This window comes from Embleya scabrispora (assembly GCF_002024165.1).
GTDB lineage: Bacteria > Actinomycetota > Actinomycetes > Streptomycetales > Streptomycetaceae > Embleya > Embleya scabrispora_A.
Genome location: NZ_MWQN01000001.1, coordinates 2,839,159 through 2,855,780 on the forward strand (window position 1 = coordinate 2,839,159; position 16,622 = coordinate 2,855,780).

Below are 16,622 nucleotides of genomic sequence, written 5' to 3' on the forward strand. Positions count from 1 at the left end.
CCGCGGGGAGCTGCCGGTATCAGTGACGAGTCGCCGTCTCGGCGCTCACAACGAAGGATCCTGCATCAGGATCGCCTGGTAGAGGTGGTGAAGGCGACTGTTCGGCTTGAGCCCCAGCTCCTGGTCGAGCCACTTGCGGGTGCGGTGGAAGACGTCGACGGCCTCGGACTGCCGTCCGCAGCGGTACAGGGCGATCATCAACTGCTCGCTGAACCGCTCGCGTTCGGGATACTGCGCGAGCAGTTGCTTGAGTTCGGCGACGACGGTCCCCGCCTCGCCGAGCTGGAGCTGGGCCGCGATGAGGTCTTCGCGCGCGGTCTTGCGCTGTTCGTCGAGGCGCAGCGCCACGGCCCGGCACCAGGGGCCGTCACTCGTGTCGAGCAGGGCCGGCCCGCGCCACATGCCGAGCGCCTCGCGCAGCAGATCCGTGGCCTCGTGCGGCCGGTCGACGACCAGGCCCGCGCCCTTGCCCGCCGTGTTCAAAAAGCGGTACGCGTCCACGGCGTCGGCGGGGATGTTCAGCGTGTAGCCGTTGTCCACCGTACGAATGAGCTCGTGGTCGGGTCCGCCGAGCCCTAATTCGGCCAGCGACCTGCGCACCCGCTTGACGTTCGCCTGTAACGCGTTGCGTGTGTTCTTGAGCGGTGCCTCACCCCACAGTTCGTCGATCAGCTCGTCGAAGGTGACCACCTGACCGATGTTGAGCGCGAGCATGGTGAGCATCACCCGGTTCTTCTTCGCGCGTATACCGACGGTTCTCTGACCGTCCCCTATCAGCAGCGGACCCAATATGGAGATGTACACCAAACTCCCCCGTCTACCGTTGAATTCCAGTCACAAGCTGTTCTCTTGCAACCCCCGGCCCACCACATGGAACAACGGTCGACTCGTTCCGGGCGACCCGAAGGAGGGTAAGAATCCAGGTGGTATTCACGATGGTCAATTATCGGATACGCTTGACGGCTCCGATACTGTACCTTCGTACATGCTTTCGTAGACTTGCGCAACCAGGCCCGCCTGAAGGCGGGATTCCACTTGTAGCTTGACCAGGATGTTTGCCACGTGCGCCTTTACGGTTCGCTCCGTGACGTCGAGTCGGGTGGCAATGCCGCGGTTCGAATGTCCGGCCCCGAGGAGCGCGAAAACCTGTTTCTCGCGCCCGGAGAGCGCCCCGACCCGGGCAAGTTCGGTCTGCCAGCGCACCGAAGCAGGGCCGCTGTCGCTGTGCATGAGTCACCCCCGTGATCGCCCCGCTTCCCGGTTGTGCGCACGTCGGAAGGCGCAGACCTCCGCCACGAGGCAGTTGATCATGCGCCGCCGAACACGCATGCGATTCTATGTTTCTCGTCGGAATCCCCACACGGTTTACGGAACCCCCGGCTCGGCGGTTCAACGCGAGCGCCGCGACTTTCCCGCGCGCGGGACGCACGAAAAGGTGGCCGGGGGCGGGCCGAAGCCCAGCCCCCGGCCACCCGGAGCCCGACGCGCAAAGAGCGGTTACGGAACCGACGTCCCCTCCGTCACCACGGCCGGCATCCGCGGCGCGCGGGTCCCGTGCTGATACGCGAGTCGCGAGGGCCACCAGGTCTTCCAGCCGACCAGCATGACCACGGCCGGCAGGGCGACGATCCGAATGAGCGTGGCGTCGAGCAGCACCGCACCCGCCATACCCACGCCCAACTGCTTGAACTCGATGAAGTTCAGCGAGGCGAGCAGGGCGAACACGGACACCATCACCATCGCGGCGCCCGTCACGACGCCCGCCGTTCGCGTGATGCCCTGTTCGACGGCGTCCCGGATGCCGAGCCCGCCGCGCGCGGCCTCTCTGATCCGGCTGACGACGAAGACGTGGTAATCCATCGACAGGCCGAGCAGGATCACGAAGAGCATCAGGGGCAGCCAGGCCACCACCCGGCCCGTGGACTGGAAGTGCAGGATGCCCTCGGCCCAGGTCCGCTGGAAGATCAGCGCAAGCAGACCGAAAGACGCCACCGCGGACAGCACGTTGAGCACCACCGTGATCAGCGCGAGCACCAGGGACCGGAAGGCGATGGCCATGACCAGGAAGGTCATGGCCAGGGCAACCCCGAGGACCCAGGGCATCTTGGCGACGACGTTCGCCCGGTAGTCCACGTCGTACGCCACATCACTGCCGCCGACCGCGAACTCGGCGCCCTCGACGCTGCCGAGGGCATTCGGGGCGATGTCCTCGCGCAGCTTCGTCAGGGATTCGCGCGCCTTGCCGGAGCTGCTCTTGAAGCGCGTGCCGACGGCGATGGTGCTGACCGTGCCGTCCGTCGACGTACGTACCAGCGGCTCCGGGGTCTGCACGAAGAGGTCGTCGTGCCGCGTGCGTTCGACCAGCGCGGCCACCGCCGTGCGCAGCTGCGCGGCCCGGTCGGCGGAGACCTTCACGGCGACGGTGTGCGTGTCGGCCGGGCTGGGGAACGACTTCGTCAGGCGCTCGTTGGCCTGCATCGCGGGGATCGACTTGGGCAGGTCGTCGATACCGGTGGCCTTGAGCCGCAGACCGAGGGCGGGCAGCGCGAGGGCGAGGAGCACGCCGACGGAGAGCACGAGCGCGAGTACCGGGTGGCGCAACGACGGCTTGAGCATCGCCGACCACAGGCGAGGCTTGACGCCGCCTTTCTGCGTGAGCCGCCACACCAGGGGGACGCGCGGCTTGTCCAGGTAGCGGCCGAATTTGGACAGCATGGCCGGCAACACGGTCAGCGAGGCGCTGATCGCGATGGCGACGACCAGGATCGCGCCCGTGGCCATCGCCTGGAAGGCGATGTGCCCGGCGAAGTAGAGCGCGCACATGGAGACCATCACCACCAGGCCGGAGACGAGCACGGCATGGCCGGAAGTGGCCGCGGCGACCTCGATGGCATCGACCTCGTTGGCGCCGAGCGCCCGTTCCTCACGCTGCCGCTTGAGGTAGAAGAGTGAATAGTCGACGCCGATGGCCATGCCCACCAGGACGATGATGTGGGTCACCGGGCCCGGATCCGGCACGAACTGGGAGGCCGCTCCCCACAGGCCGAGTCCGGTCAGCACCGAGGACAGGCCCAGGACGACGGGGACGCTCGCGGCGACCATCGCGCCGAAGACGAAGACCATGACGAGCAGCGTCACCGGCAGACTCAGCACGGTCGCCCGGCGGCGGCCGTCGTCGAGGAGGTCGTTGAGCCCGGACCTGATGGACCCTTCGCCGACCAGCTCCACGTGTACGTCGGAGTGCGCCTCTTGGGTCTTCTCCACGCTGTCGAGCAGCGGTCGCACCCGGCTGTCGGCGGTCTCGGGGTCTCCGTTGAGCGTCACCGGGACCAGCAGGGCCGAGCCGTCCGAGGCGAGTATCGGCTCGCCGATCGAGGCGATGCCCTTGTCGCCCTTCAGGCCGGACACCGTCTCGTCGGCCGCGGCTCGCGCCCTGGCCACATCGAGCTTGCCGATGTACGGCGTGACCAGGATGTTCTCCACCGCGCGGACCTGCAGACCGCCGCTCTTGGCGATGGCGGCGGCCCGGCCGGACTGGCCGATGGACAGGTCCGAGCTGGTGGCCTGCCGGGTACCCGTGGTGACGCCGACCGTCAGTGCCCCCAGGACGACCACAAGCCAGAGCGCGAGTGCCCACCAGGGGTGGACAGCGCTCCACCGCGCGGCCTTGGTGATCACGTTCCTGCCTTCCACGATTACCTCCCCCTCCTCGAAAGGAATACCCGGCACCAAAACGCGGTCCTGGCTCAAGAATCCGGCCGGTGCTTTACCATCGTGCTCTCGCGTCCTTGAATCTAGCGACGCTTCGGCACACGACCACGGGTACGACTACGCCTTTTTGAGGGGAGTTTCTTCTACTTGACACCCGGCCTGTGTCGCATGCCATCGGTTTCGGTCGGCGACATTGGGTACCACATCCTCGTTGAAACGTAAAAGGGCGCGTCACCGAGCAGTGCGACGGACCCCGCATATCCTTCGGGAAGCGGCAGGTCGGCAACTCTCCACGGTCCCGTGAGCGAACCCGAGCGGGAGTACACCGCGGCCTGCCGCGCGGAGTGGGCGACGGGGATCGCCATGCTTTCGGTGAGCCTGCCGCCCACCGCCTTCACACAGGCCTCCTTCCTGGTCCACAGCCGGGTGAAGGCGCCGTTCCCGTCGCGCGCCACCAACTCCCGCTCCTCGTCGCCGAAGAAGCGCCGGGCCAAGCGCTCGGCGTCCAGGTCCGGGCGGGCCAGTTCCACGTCCACCCCGACCGGTCGCGATGCAAGGGCGAGCAGGGCGATGCCGCCCGAGTGCGACAGGCTGAAGTGCAGGCCCGCCCCCTCGACGGCCGGCTTGCCCCACCGGCCGCGGGTGAAGCGCAGGGAGGCCGGCGGGCGGCCCAGACGCTCGCCGACGACGATCCGGGTCGCGGCGTGCGCGATCACGAAACGGCGCCGCATTCCCGGCAGCAGTCCGCGCTCGGCGCGGGCCTTCTCGTCCTCGTCGAGGAGATCTTCGAGGGAGGCCGGACAGTGGTCCGGGTCGTCCTCGTCGTCGAGCGCGATCCGCCAGACCTCCACGCGTTCCCGACCGTTCCCGTCCTCGACGCCCGACCGGTCGCGCGTGCGGTCACAGTCGCCGCGGTCCGCGCTCACCGGGAAGACGACCGTGACATGTCCACGGCGAGCGGCCCGAAGGCGCAAGCGTGGTGCGGGACGAAGCGCCGGCAGCGCCTCGGCCGGACAACGGTCGGCTGAAGTTCCCTCCGAAAAAAGGCAATCGGGAGAGTATCGGGAAGGCAGCCGGAAACCGCCGAGATCGACGTCATACCAACTACATTGGCGGAGAGCGCTGACGCCCAACTGACGGTGGACTGACTACAGTCCCGGTGGTGTCGCCGCTTTCCCGACAGAGCGCGCCCCGGGAGGGCCCGAGGCGCGTCGCGTAAACATCCGTCCGGCGTGCGCAATTGCGCGAACGGCGCGTGCACGGCGCGTGTGCGGTGGTTCCGACGCCCGCCGACATTCGGCGGTATCGACGCCCGATTTCGGGGTGCTTCGACGACCTCTCCGTCGCCCGTCAGGTCGTCGGGGTCGAAGTGGCGTCCGCCGTGCCGGCTCGGTTGTAGAGGGTGGCGATGTCGGGGCCGAAGCGGCTGCTGTAGGAGGTGAGGTCGTCGCCGCCCTCCTGGTAGCCGCCGATGACGCCGATCACCGTGCCCCGGCCGTTCGCGGGGTCGATGTCGGTGAGCATCGGACCACCGCTGGTGCCGTCGGGGAAGTCCGCGCAGTCGAAGCGCACCTGGGTGTCGGACAGGGCCGTGGTGGTGTTCTGGCAGCCGATCGGCTGCTCCTGGCCGTCCGGGTAGCCGATCAGTCGGGCCGCGCGGTCGAACGGAGAGTCGAAGGACACCTGTTCGGCGCCGGTCACCTCCTCGATCCGGTCGTCGGTGCCGGGGCGCCGCACCTGGAGGAACGCGACGTCGTAGGCCGGGTCCCGGTCCGAGACCCAGCGCGGGTCCACGTCGATCCGGGAGGGGACCCACACCCCGTACGGCATGAGCCCGTCGGAGTAGCCGGGGGCGAAGGCGACGTCGGACGCGAACGCCTCGCCGTAGACGCAGTGCGCGGCGGTGATCACCAGGTTCCGGTTCGGCGAGTGCACCACCGTCGCCGTGCAGAAGTGCTGCGGCTCCGCGCCGTCGTCCACGTGCAGGAGCGCGCCGATCGCCGGCGTCGGCGCGATGACGCCGGCCCGCAGCGGTTCGGACACCGGAAGCGGCTCGACCGCCTCCGAGGTGATCGTCGGCACGGGTGTCCCGGACGGTGCCGTGGGCGCACCACCCAGCAGGCTCGCCGCGATGCGATCGCCCTCGGCCGGATCCGGCAGGTGATAGCCCCGGGCCGCGTCGCCGCCCGCCCGCGACCTCGGATGTCCGGAGATCCGGCCCATCGAGGCCAGACCCGCCACCACCAGCACGGCGGCCACACAGAAGACGGTGCCGATCAGCAGTCGACTCCTTCCGGGGGTCGCTTCGGAATCCGCGGTTCGTCGCGACACTCGATCACCATTCTCGGCGTAATTCGGCCTCGGCCCCAGGACGCTACCGGGTGGATCGATACCCGGGTAAGGACGAATCAGACCGCCGAACGCACGGTCACACGCTCGTGACGAGGTGTTCTTGCGACCGTCGCCCCAAACAGGTGGGAGGGGGGCGACGGTCGCAGGAAACCCCCGTCATCGCATGCCGGCTCGACGCCGTCTCTCCAAACCGCCCGACCGGCCCTGCGACCGTATCCCGGGGCTCGTCGCCGACGGCACCCCGGTATGGGTGATTTATGACTGGCTTAAGGAACCTCCGAGGCTCGGGCCCCCGCCCCTCGGCGACGGGCGGCCGGATCATGCCCTCGTGCCGAGGGGGCCGGCGCTGCCACACTTTCCTTGTTCCGCGGGGGTTGTCGGCGGGGTGTCGGCGGGGCGACGGCGAGCCGGAGAGGGCGGGGTACCGATGGCGGGTTCCGACGACTCGTGGTGGACGGTCCGCGCCCGGCTGCGGCTGATCTGGGTGCCGTGCGCGGCGGTGATGCTGGCCACGATCGCGGCGCTGGTGGTCGGACTGACCCTGGACGGCGACGCGCGCTCGCGCGGGCTGCTCCTGGTGCTCGGCGGCGACCTGTTGCTGGTGGTCGGGCTGACCGTGCTGATCGAGGCCGCGCTGCGACGCACGGTGGAGCGGCCGCTGACCCAACTGGCCGATCCGAGCGAGCCGCCGAGCCGGGCCGCGCGCTACGGCAGTCGCGAGTTCGCCGCGATCGCCGGCGCGATGGCGAGCCTGCGCGCCCGGGCCCACGCCGGCGAGGACCGGGCCCGGCGGGAACGCGAGCACGTCGCCACGCTGACCGCCGTGATCGCCGAGCGGGACCGGGAGTCGGCCGCCGAGCGCGAGCGGGCCCGGGAGTCGGCGCGGGAGCGGGACGAGTTGCGCGCCCGGCTCGACGAACAGGACCGGCGCGCCCGACTCGCCCAGGCCGATCTCGACCAGTTCGCCCACGCCGCGACGCACGACATGCAGGATCCGCTGCGCCGGATCGTGTCCTTCGGACGCATGCTCCAAGAGCGCTACGAGGACGTGTTGGACCGGCGCGGCCGGCAGTACATCGACTTCACCATCGACAACGCGCGCCGACTCCAGATGCTCATCGACGAGATGGTCACCCTGACCGAGGTGGGCCGCTCGCGCGCGGAGAGCGTCGCGGTGGATCTGGACGAGGTGGTCCGGCTGACGTGGTCGGACATGGCGGATCGGGTCGAGGACACCGGCGCCGAGTTGGCGCACGCCGAACTGCCGGTGGTGGACGCCGACCCGGTGCTGCTGGCCACCCTGATCCGGCATCTGCTCGGCAACGCGGTCAAGTTCGCCCGCCCGTACGAGCGCCCGCTGGTACGGGTCGACGCCGAACCGGCCGCGGAGGGGTGGCGGATCACCATCACCGACAACGGGATCGGCATCCCGGCCGAGTCGGCGGAACGGGTGTTCGTGGCCTTCCGCCGACTGCACCCGCGCGAGACGTACACGGGAAGCGGGATCGGCCTGGCGATGGCCAAGCGCATCGTCGAACAACACGGCGGCCGGATCGCGGTGGACACCGAGTACACGGCGGGCACGCGGATCGTATTCACGCTGCCGAAGCGCTCGGCGCAGGACGCGGAGCCGGAGGGCGTGGCGCCGGAAGGCACGGAACCGGAGAACGCGGAGTCGGAGGACGCAGAGCCGAAGTACGCGGAGCCGGAGTACGGACAGCCGGAGCCGACGATCCCCGCCCCCGGGAAACCCGGCCCCACCGCCTCGACCGAGCCGCCGCACCCGACCGAACGCACCGACCTCGACGCACCTCCCGAGCCCGCCGAAGCCCCCGCCTCCCTCGACCCCGACCGATCCTTCACCGACGAACCGGAGCCGATCGAACCCGTTCGCTTCACGGATCCGTCGAACCACGAACCGCTCGCGTACGTTTCCGTTGCGTCGGCGCCGCGTGAACGACCGGCGCCGGGAACGACGACGGAGGCAACCCATGCGAGCGACGGACCCGAGCACCGACCCGACGACCGTCGACCCGACGGACACCCCGTCGACGAGTAGTGCCGCACCCACGCGGCGGATCGTGCTCTGCGGCGCCCTCGTCGCGGCCGGCGGCGCCACGCTGGTGGCCTGCGGTGGCGGCGACGACGCCAAGGACGACGCCCCCGCCGCCGACAAGGTGCTGGGCCCGGTCGGTGACGTGCCGGTCGGCGGCGGCAAGGTCTACGACGACGCCAAGGTGGTGGTCACCCAGCCCACCGCCGGCGACTTCAAGGCGTTCAGCGCCGTGTGCACCCACCAGCAGTGCCTGGTCGGCAGCGTCTCCGGCGGGCGGATCCACTGCCCCTGCCACAACAGCGACTACGACGCGAACACCGGCGCCGTACTCGGCGGCCCGGCGCCGCGCCCGCTCGCGGCCAAGCCGATCGCGGTCACGAACGGTCGGATCGTCCTCAAGCCCGCGTAACCGACCGGCTCCGCCCGTGCCCGTGTCGGCGAACTCGAACCGGTACTTCCCGGCAAATCCGGGAAAGGGGATCAAATAGGAATTATCACGCACATCGGATGTTGGGAGGCGGCCATGACAGGCTTGGACGAGGCGCTGCCGGTCGACCATCGACTCGGGCAGGTCTACCGGTACGGCGGCGGCTTCATGGGCGTCGTGCTGATCGTGTTCGGCGTCCTGGGCTTCACGCACAACGTCGGCTTCTTCTCCACCACCGGACGCGAGGTCGCGGGCATGTCGACCAACGGCGCGCTCAGCCTGATCTCGGTCGTGGTCGGCGCGATCCTGATCCTCGGCGCGATCATCGGCGGCAACACCGCCTCGACGGTGAACGTCGTGGTCGGCGCGCTGTTCGTGATCAGCGGCTTCGTGAACCTGGGCCTGATCGGCACCCCCGACATCAACTTCCTGTCCTTCAAGATGCCGAACGTCATCTTCAGCTTCGTGGTCGGTCTGCTGGTGATGACGTTCGGCCTGTACGGGCGGGTCAGCGGCCATCTGCCGCACGACAACCCGTATTGGCGCTCGCGCCACCCGGAAGAGGCGGCCCGCGAGGACGCCTTCCGCCGCCGGGCCTCGGTCCTGACCCGCGACGGCGCGTCCACGCCCGGGACGAGCCGGTCCCGCCCCGGCATCGCCGGCGGCCACTGAGTTCCCCGCGGCGGACGAGCACCGCACGCGCGAAGGCGCCGGAACGAAGACCCTCTCGTTCCGGCGCCTTCGCGCGGACGCACCCCCGCGGGCCCCGCCCGCTCAGTGCCCGGCCGCACCCTCCGCGCCGGGCGGGCGCTCGAAGCGCGGCATCAGGAATGCCAGGCCCCACGCCACGGCCAGGGCGGCGGCGCTGCCGAGGGCGCCGATCGTGAACGCGTCGTCGAACACCCCGCGCACCGCGTCCAGGGTGTGTGCGGCGGGTGCGTTGTCCTCCACGTGGGTGAAGAACAGCGTTCCGAACAGGGCCACCCCCAGCGCCCCCGCGAGCTGCTGCACCGCGTTGAGCACTCCGGAGGCCGAACCGACCTCGGAATCGGCCACGCCGGCCAGCGCGATCCCGAAGAACGGCGCCATCAGCAGCCCGAACCCGAAACCCGCGACGGCGGTCGCCGGCAGCAGGATCCAGGTGTTCACCGGGCCGTCGTGCATCGTGATGGTGGCCGCGGTTCCGAGCACCCCGAGCAGGCCGACCACCAGGCCCGCGTGCAGCACCCGACGGCCGTACTTCGCGGCGAGCACGGCCCCCGCCAGGCCCGCGCCGACGGTCGAGCCCAGCGACCACGGGATCAGCGCGAGCGCCGCGTGGGTCGCGGACCAGCCCAGGCCGATCTGGAGGTAGACGCCGAGCACGAGCATCAGGCCGATCATCGAGGCGAACATCATCAGGCCGACCGCCAGGGCGCCGGTGAACGCACGATTGGCGAACAGGCTGACCTCCACCAGCGCGTCGCGCCCCGCGCGGGTGGTGCGCACCTCGTACCAGGCGAACAGCCCGAGCACCGGCAGCGAAGCGGCCAGGCAGCCGAACGTCCACGCGGGCCAGCCCGCTTCGCGGCCCTGGACGAGCGGGTACACGAGCAGCATCATCGCCGCGGTGACCAGGACGACGCCGACGAGGTCGAGGCCGGGCCGGCGGGTGGTCGTACTCGGCTCGGGCCGGGGAATCACGCGCGCGCCGGCGGCCAGCGCGAACAGGCCCAGCGGCACGTTCACCACGAACACCGCGCGCCAGCCGAGGCCGAACAGGTCGGCGTCCATGACCACGCCGCCCAGGATCGGGCCGAGCACCGCGGCCAGCCCCATCGAGGGGCCGAACACCGCGAACGCGGCGCCGACCTCGCTCTCGTCGAACATGTCCCGGATCAGGCCGAGCCCCTGCGGCACCATCACCGCCGCGGCCAGCCCCTGTAGGCCGCGGGCCCCGATCAACACCTCCGGCGACTGGGCCAGCCCGCACAGCGCGGAGGTGACGGTGAAGGCGGTCGCCCCGAGCAGGAACATCCGCCGCCGGCCCAGGATGTCGCCCAGTCGGGCGCCGGTGATCAGGAACATCGCGAACGCGAGCGTGTACGCGGCGGAGAACCACTGGAGGTGGGTGGAATTGCCGCCGAGGGCGTCCCGAATGCCGGGGCCGGCGACGTTGACGATCGTCGCGTCGAGCAGGTCCATGATGTCGGCGCCCATGACCACCGCGAGGCCGAACCAGCGCAATCGGTAGGACGTGCGTTTCCCCGTCTCGGCCGCGGCCGGCGCGGCATAGGTGACGTCGGTGTCCATCGTCTCCCCCGTCTCCCCTTCTTGTCGTGCATGACTCTGATCCGGTCTTCGAACACCGTTCGTCATACGAACAGTGTTCTTATCTTCGAACACTGTTTTAGGCGCGAACACTGTTCGAGTCAAGTACAGTGTTCGTAAAGTCGCGGGATCCGTGCGACTGGTCGAGGAGGTGGCGTCGTGTCCGAGGCTCCCGAAGTACCCCTGCCGCCGTGGCGCACGACGCCCAAGGCCCGGGGACCGCGCAAACCGGCGCTGTCGCAGGAGGCGATCGTCACCGCCGCGCTGGAGATCATCGACGCGGAGGGCATGGACGCGCTGAGCATGCGCCGGGTGGCCCAGCGCTTCGAGACGGGGGCGGCGTCGTTGTACGCCTACGTCGCCAACAAGGAGGAACTCGTCGAACTCGTGGTGGACCGGGTCAACGGGGAGGTGCACATCCCGGTCGCCGATCCCGAGCGCTGGCGCGAGCAACTGCGCGAGACGATGTTCGCGATCCGCGACGTCTACGCCGCACACCGCGACCTGGGCCGGGCCACGATCGGCACGGTGCCGATGGGTCCCAATTCGATCCACTCGACGGAGCGGCTGCTCGCCATCCTGCGCGCGGGCGGACTGTCCAAGCGGGTCTGCGCGTTCGCGGCCGACGTGTTGTCCATGTACACCGTGATGTCCGGCCTCGAACTGGGCGGGCCGGACGCCGGGCACGGCTCGACCGACGCCGAGCGCGGCGCCTACTACGCGCGGATCCAGGAATACTTCGCGTCCCTGCCCGCGGCCCGCTTCCCCACGCTGGCCTCCATGGGCACCGAGTTGACCACCGGCGACGGCGACGAGCGCTTCGCGTTCGGGATCGACGTGCTGCTGCTCGGCCTGATCGCGTACTCCGAACGGGAGTCCTGACCGGGCGTCACCCCACCTCGCCGGCCCGCCGCGCCGGCTCCTCGCCGATATGCGTGGAGCAGCATGGGGAACAGGGACCACGGCACGGTCCGACGTGCTCGGAAGGCTTGGAGGCCGCATGTTCGACATCGGGGAGTTCAAGGCCGGACCGCGCAACGCGATCACCGACGTGGCCGGGCTGCGGGTCGGGCACGCGGCGTACACGGACGCGGGCGCGATGACCGGGACCACGGTGCTGCTCGGTCCGGTCGGCGGCTTCGTGGCGGGAGTGGACGTGCGCGGCGGCGCCCCGGGCACGCGCGAGTTGGACGCGCTCGATCCGCGCAACCTGGTACCGCGGATCGAGGCGATCGTGCTCAGCGGGGGCAGTGCGTTCGGGCTCGACGCGGCGGGCGGGGTGGTGGCGTGGCTGGCCGAGCGCGGGCGGGGGTTCCCGGTCGGCGCCGAGCCGCACCAGGTGGTGCCGGTGGTGCCCGCGGCCTCGCTGTTCGACCTCGGGCGCGGCGGTGATTGGCAGCGCCGGCCCGACGCGGCGCTCGGGCGGGCGGCGATCGCGGCGGCGGACGCCGAACCGGAGCACGCGCCGGTGCCGACGGGCAGCGTGGGGGCGGGCACGGGGGCGATGGTCGGCGGGCTGCGCGGCGGGGTGGGTACGGCGAGCGTGGTACTGCCCGGCGGGGTCACGGTCGCCGCGCTCGCGGTGGTCAACGCCGCCGGGTCGCCGGTCGACCCGATCGGCGGGCTGCCCTACGCGGTCGGCCTCGGCCTCCCCGGCGAGTTCCCGCTCACCCCGCCCGAACACGCCGAGCACGCCGCCGCGTTGACCCGCGCGGCGGCCTCGGCGCAGACCCCGCCCTCGCTCAACACCACGATCGGGATCGTCGCCACCGACGCGGCGCTGACCAGGTCCCAGGCGCAGAAGGTGGCGGGTGTCGCGCACGACGGGCTGGCCCGGGCGATCCGTCCCGTCCACACCCTCTACGACGGCGACACGATCTTCGCGGTGTCCACGGCCCGCGTCCCGCTGCCCGCGCTCGACCCGACCACGCCCTACGGGGTCAACGAGGAGGCCGCCGCGCTGACCCTGCTGCACGCCGCGGCGGCGGACGTGTTCGGCCGGGCCGTCCTGCACGGGGTGCTCGCGGCGAAGCGCGGCGGGTCGGTGCCGGCGTACCGCGATCTTTACCCGAATTCCACGTGCCGATACGACGGGTGACGCTTCGGCGAATTCCCAAGCCCGGTCGCGGCCCGATGTCCGAGCCGGCCTATCATCGGCGATTCGAGGACGAGTTTTCCCGTTTCCGAAGGGGCTCGAAAATCCGACGGAGCGGTTGCCGGCATGGGTCACGTGGATCATTTCCAGTACGGAGCGCTGACTCCGGTCATCGCCTATCTGATGTCGTGTCTCGGCTCGGCGCTCGGGTTGTTGTGCACGACGCGGGCCCGCGCGGTGCGCGGTTGGGTGCGGGCGCGCTGGTTGGTCCTGGGCGCGGCGTCGATCGGCGGTACCGGAATCTGGGTCATGCATTTCATCGGCATGCTCGGTTTCTCGGTGCGCGGTACCCCGATCCGCTACGACGTGTCCAAGACGATCACCTCGCTCGTGCTCGCGGTGATCGTGGTCGGCGTCGGCATGGCCATCGCGGGTCGGCGCAACGCGGGATGGGTCGGCCTGGTGCTCGGCGGGGTGGTCACCGGCGGTGGCGTGGCGAGCATGCACTACATGGGCATGGCCGCGCTGAGCCTGGACGGCACGATCCACTACGACACGCCGCGCGTGACGTTGTCCATCGGAATCGCGGTGGTCGCGGCCACCGCCGCGTTGTGGGCGGCGCTGCACGTGAGCGGATTCGTGGCGACCGGGGGCGCCGCGTTGATCATGGGCCTGGCGGTCGGCGGAATGCACTACACGGGAATGTCGGCGATGAGTGTGCGTACCGAGGGTGCGCACGGGTTGGCGCACGGTGTGGAGGCGACGCAATTCCTCGCGCCGTTGATCACCGGCATCAGTCTTTTCACGGTGATCACGTTGTTCATGGTGGCGCTGTCGCCGTCCGCCGACGAAATCAGGGAAGAAGCCGAACTCAGCGCCCGACTGGCCCGGTTGGAAGACAATCGGGGCGCCCCGTTCGCGGCCGGGAATGCCGGCGGCAGGCGCGTATCGCATCGGCGGCGCGCCGAAAACGATCCCCGGGATTACTTCCGCAGCGGACGCTGATCCGGGCTTCGGCATTCCGGCCGTCCGGTTGTCGCGCGGGGGGCTCGAACTGGAGGCGGCGTCGGGTCGGGGCGGCGGGGACGGCTCGGGGTAACGCTTGATTGCGTCAATGATTTGGCGCACACTCGCACGACGTCTCAACCAGCCCGACGCGTCGGCGCACCGTCGGCGCGTGGTCAGGAGGAACCGATGCCGATCCCCGTGCCCCTGGACGAATATCCGGTCCACCAGGTCCCGTTGTTCCACAGCGAGGTCGGCTCGACCGACCGGAACTTCTACGACCGCTGCATCATGCACGCCTACGACCGCGCGGGCGGCGTACAGATCGCCACCGGCCTGGGCGTCTACCCGAACCTGGGCGTGATCGACGCGTACGTGGTGGTCCGCAGGGACGGCCGCCAGCACGCGGTGCGGATGTCGGGCGCGCTCGGCCCGGATCGTATGCGCCAGGAGGTCGGCCCGTACCGCATCGAGGTGTTGGAGCCGCTGTCCAGCGTGCGCGTGGTGTGCGACGCGCCGGAGCAGGGCATCACGATCGACCTCACCTTCACCTCGCCGTTCGCGCCGCTCCCGGAACCTCGACACGTGCAGCGCAGCGACTTCAAGCCGATGCTGGACGCGTCGCGCTTCGTCCAGATCGGCGACTGGACCGGCACGGTGACCCTGGACGGCGAGCGGATTCCGGTCACCCCGCGGACCTGGTCCGGCTCGCGCGACCGCTCGTGGGGCATCCGCCCGTCGGGCGAGGCCCCGCCGGCCGGACGGCCCGCGCAGACCGCCGGGTTCTGGTGGAACTGGATCCCGCTGCACCTGGGCGATCAGGCGCTGATGATCATCGCGCAGGAATCCGCCGACGGGCACCGCTTCCTGACCGAGGCGATCCGGATGTACCCGATCGCCTCCGGGAAGGCGCCCGAGCAGTTGGGCTGGCCCGAGTTCGACGTGCGGTACACGCCCGGCACCCGACACCCCGAGGGCGCCGACGTCCACCTGACCGACCGCAGGCGCAACGCGCTCACCCTGCGTCTGGACAACCACGGGTTCATCGCGCTCAACGTCGGCGCGGGCTACGGCGGCGACCCCGACTGGGGGCACGGCCAGTGGAAGGGCGAGGACTACCTCGACGGCGCGGTGTACGACCAGAAGGATCCCGTGGTGGCCAAGCGCATCCCGTTCGGCGTGATCGACCACGTGGCCACGGCTCGGCTGCTCGGCCCGGACGGCGCCCTGATCGCGGAGGGTCTGGGCATCTTCGAGCATGGCACGTTCGGGCGGCACGACCCGTCGGGGTTCACGGGGTGGGACTCGGTGGCGCCGTAGCGGCGGAGGGCTCACGCCCGGCGCAACCGGTGGACTTTACCGGACACACGCGGTCGATGACCCCGAAACGCACAGGTTGCTGAAATACCGGGACAGTTCGCGGTATCCATAGGCGCGGGACCGGTGTCACTCACTCCCGTGACCCGCCGACCGCCGGGCCGTGCACGCGAGTCCTCCCGCGCGCCCGGCCCGGCAGGTCTCGGCCGGAGCGGTCCGACTCAGTCGTCGGCCAGGAACGCGTTCAGCCGCTCCGTGGTCTCGATCCACTCCTCGACCAGCGACATCACGACCTCCTGGGTCGGCCGGACCCGGTCGAGCATGCCGACCACCTGGCCGACCGGCCAGCCGTTGAGCTCCTTGTTCTTGGTCCGGGTGAACCGCCGGGACGCCGCGTTGAAGATGATGCCCTGGAGCGGCATCGGCAGCGGGTCGGGGTTGGCCGGGTCCTCCCACGCCTCGGTCCACGCGCTTTTGAGCTGGCGGGCGGGCTTGCCGGTCATCGCGCGCGAGCGCACGGTGTCGGTGGACTTGGCCTCCAGGAGGTTCTGTACCGAGACCTCGTGGGTGTCCGCCTCGGCGACGGTGAGCCACAGGCTGCCGGTCCACACCCCCTGCGCGCCGAGTGCCAGCGCGGCGGCCATCTGCCGGCCGCCGCCGATGCCGCCGGCGGCGAGCACCGGGACGTCGGGGCCGACCGTGTCAACCACCTGCGGGATGAGCACCATCGTGGAGATCTCGCCGCAGTGCCCGCCGGCCTCGGTGCCCTGCGCGACCACCACGTCCACGCCCGCCTCGACCTGCTTCTGCGCATGCCGGGGGCTGCCGCACAGGGCGCCGACCAGGACCCCCGCCGCGTGGCAGGCGTCGATGATGTCGGCCGGCGGCGGGCCGAGCGCGTTGACGAACATCTTCACCAGCGGGTGCTTGAGGGAGACCTCGATCTGCGCGCGCGACTCCAGATCCACGTTCAGCCCGGCCGCCTTGACCGGTCGGTCCGCCAACTCCGGGGGCAGCGGGGGGATTTGGTGCTTCTCCAGAAGGTCGTCGACGAACTTCCAGTGCTGCTCCGGGATCAGCTTCTCCAGGTTGGCGGGCAGCGCCGCCTCACCGCCGCCCTTGCCGATGTAGGCCATCGGGATCGCCAGGTCGACGCCGTACGGCTTGCCGTCGGTGTGCTCGTCGAGCCAGGCCAGTTCGACCTCCAGCTGCTCGGGGTCGAACGCGAGCGCGCCGAGGACCCCGAAGCCTCCGGCTCGACTGACCGCCGCGACCACGTCGCGGCAGTGGGAGAACGCGAAGATCGGGAACTCGATCCCTAGCTTCTCGCAGATGGGGGGCTTCATCGG

General features: G+C 70.4%; 14 protein-coding genes. 7 read left to right on the plus strand and 7 right to left on the minus strand.

Translation table 11 applies throughout. The annotated features are described in order from the left end of the window. Positions 1-45: 45 nt before the first annotated feature. The 5 genes from B4N89_RS12415 to B4N89_RS12435 form a co-directional block, all read right to left on the minus strand. The gene (locus B4N89_RS12415) at positions 46-723 is read right to left on the minus strand and encodes an AfsR/SARP family transcriptional regulator (protein WP_078975918.1); all 678 of its coding nucleotides are present in this window, start codon (positions 721-723) and stop codon (positions 46-48) included. Between the two features lie 216 nt (positions 724-939). Further along, positions 940-1,230 (minus strand): helix-turn-helix domain-containing protein, encoded by a 291-nt coding sequence (locus B4N89_RS12420; protein ID WP_078975919.1) that lies wholly within the window; start codon positions 1,228-1,230, stop codon positions 940-942. A 267-nt stretch (positions 1,231-1,497) separates the two neighbouring features. Beyond that, positions 1,498-3,693: an MMPL family transporter gene (locus B4N89_RS12425; protein ID WP_078975920.1), complete on the minus strand. Its 2,196-nt coding sequence runs from the start codon at positions 3,691-3,693 to the stop codon at positions 1,498-1,500. A 161-nt stretch (positions 3,694-3,854) separates the two neighbouring features. Beyond that, positions 3,855-4,637, minus strand: coding sequence for a 4'-phosphopantetheinyl transferase family protein (locus tag B4N89_RS12430; protein ID WP_078975921.1), 783 nt, complete (start codon positions 4,635-4,637; stop codon positions 3,855-3,857). 424 nt (positions 4,638-5,061) lie between these two features. Beyond that, positions 5,062-6,042 carry a trypsin-like serine peptidase gene (locus B4N89_RS12435; RefSeq protein WP_235618586.1) on the minus strand — a complete coding sequence of 327 codons (981 nt, stop codon included), beginning with the start codon at positions 6,040-6,042 and terminating at the stop codon, positions 5,062-5,064. A gap of 448 nt (positions 6,043-6,490) precedes the next feature. On the opposite strand from B4N89_RS12435, the gene B4N89_RS12440 reads away from it, so the two are divergent. The 3 genes from B4N89_RS12440 (at position 6,491) to B4N89_RS12450 (ending at position 9,218) form a co-directional block, all read left to right on the plus strand. Next, positions 6,491-8,122: an ATP-binding protein gene (locus tag B4N89_RS12440; protein WP_078975922.1), complete on the plus strand. Its 1,632-nt coding sequence runs from the start codon at positions 6,491-6,493 to the stop codon at positions 8,120-8,122. Next, on the plus strand, positions 8,055-8,528 hold the full coding sequence (locus tag B4N89_RS12445) for a Rieske (2Fe-2S) protein (RefSeq protein ID WP_078975923.1): 474 nt from the start codon (positions 8,055-8,057) through the stop codon (positions 8,526-8,528). Before B4N89_RS12440 ends, B4N89_RS12445 begins: the two co-directional genes overlap by 68 nt. A 114-nt stretch (positions 8,529-8,642) precedes the next feature. Further along, entirely contained in the window at positions 8,643-9,218 is a 576-nt protein-coding gene (locus B4N89_RS12450) for a DUF4383 domain-containing protein (RefSeq protein WP_078975924.1), read from the plus strand. Positions 9,219-9,320: 102 nt separating this feature from the next. Here B4N89_RS12450 and B4N89_RS12455 read toward each other — a convergent pair whose 3' ends face one another. Continuing rightward, on the minus strand, positions 9,321-10,838 hold the full coding sequence (locus B4N89_RS12455; RefSeq protein WP_078975925.1) for an MFS transporter: 1,518 nt from the start codon (positions 10,836-10,838) through the stop codon (positions 9,321-9,323). Positions 10,839-11,015: 177 nt separating this feature from the next. Here B4N89_RS12455 and B4N89_RS12460 point away from each other — a divergent pair, with 177 nt between their 5' ends. From B4N89_RS12460 to B4N89_RS12475, 4 genes are all read left to right on the plus strand, one after another. Beyond that, complete coding sequence (locus tag B4N89_RS12460; protein WP_078975926.1) at positions 11,016-11,738, plus strand: TetR/AcrR family transcriptional regulator; 723 nt, start codon at positions 11,016-11,018, stop codon at positions 11,736-11,738. 118 nt (positions 11,739-11,856) lie between these two features. Next, on the plus strand, positions 11,857-12,954 hold the full coding sequence (locus tag B4N89_RS12465; RefSeq protein ID WP_078975927.1) for a P1 family peptidase: 1,098 nt from the start codon (positions 11,857-11,859) through the stop codon (positions 12,952-12,954). A gap of 123 nt (positions 12,955-13,077) precedes the next feature. Next, the gene (locus tag B4N89_RS12470; protein ID WP_078975928.1) at positions 13,078-13,956 is read left to right on the plus strand and encodes an MHYT domain-containing protein; all 879 of its coding nucleotides are present in this window, start codon (positions 13,078-13,080) and stop codon (positions 13,954-13,956) included. Between the two features lie 189 nt (positions 13,957-14,145). Beyond that, positions 14,146-15,276 carry a hypothetical protein gene (locus tag B4N89_RS12475; RefSeq protein WP_078975929.1) on the plus strand — a complete coding sequence of 377 codons (1,131 nt, stop codon included), beginning with the start codon at positions 14,146-14,148 and terminating at the stop codon, positions 15,274-15,276. Between the two features lie 218 nt (positions 15,277-15,494). Here B4N89_RS12475 and B4N89_RS12480 read toward each other — a convergent pair whose 3' ends face one another. Then, entirely contained in the window at positions 15,495-16,619 is a 1,125-nt protein-coding gene (locus B4N89_RS12480; protein WP_078975930.1) for an NAD(P)H-dependent flavin oxidoreductase, read from the minus strand. Positions 16,620-16,622: the final 3 nt, after the last annotated feature.

What these genes read in the sequence shown, in the direction of transcription:
- B4N89_RS12415 (WP_078975918.1), bottom strand. Translation starts at nt 723, where the DNA reads ATGCTCACCATGCTCGCGCTCAACATCGGTCAGGTGGTCACCTTCGAC.
- B4N89_RS12420 (WP_078975919.1), bottom strand. Translation starts at nt 1,230, where the DNA reads ATGCACAGCGACAGCGGCCCTGCTTCGGTGCGCTGGCAGACCGAACTT.
- B4N89_RS12440 (WP_078975922.1), top strand. Translation starts at nt 6,491, where the DNA reads ATGGCGGGTTCCGACGACTCGTGGTGGACGGTCCGCGCCCGGCTGCGG.
- B4N89_RS12445 (WP_078975923.1), top strand. Translation starts at nt 8,055, where the DNA reads ATGCGAGCGACGGACCCGAGCACCGACCCGACGACCGTCGACCCGACG.
- B4N89_RS12450 (WP_078975924.1), top strand. Translation starts at nt 8,643, where the DNA reads ATGACAGGCTTGGACGAGGCGCTGCCGGTCGACCATCGACTCGGGCAG.
- B4N89_RS12455 (WP_078975925.1), bottom strand. Translation starts at nt 10,838, where the DNA reads ATGGACACCGACGTCACCTATGCCGCGCCGGCCGCGGCCGAGACGGGG.
- B4N89_RS12465 (WP_078975927.1), top strand. Translation starts at nt 11,857, where the DNA reads ATGTTCGACATCGGGGAGTTCAAGGCCGGACCGCGCAACGCGATCACC.
- B4N89_RS12470 (WP_078975928.1), top strand. Translation starts at nt 13,078, where the DNA reads ATGGGTCACGTGGATCATTTCCAGTACGGAGCGCTGACTCCGGTCATC.
- B4N89_RS12475 (WP_078975929.1), top strand. Translation starts at nt 14,146, where the DNA reads ATGCCGATCCCCGTGCCCCTGGACGAATATCCGGTCCACCAGGTCCCG.
- B4N89_RS12480 (WP_078975930.1), bottom strand. Translation starts at nt 16,619, where the DNA reads ATGAAGCCCCCCATCTGCGAGAAGCTAGGGATCGAGTTCCCGATCTTC.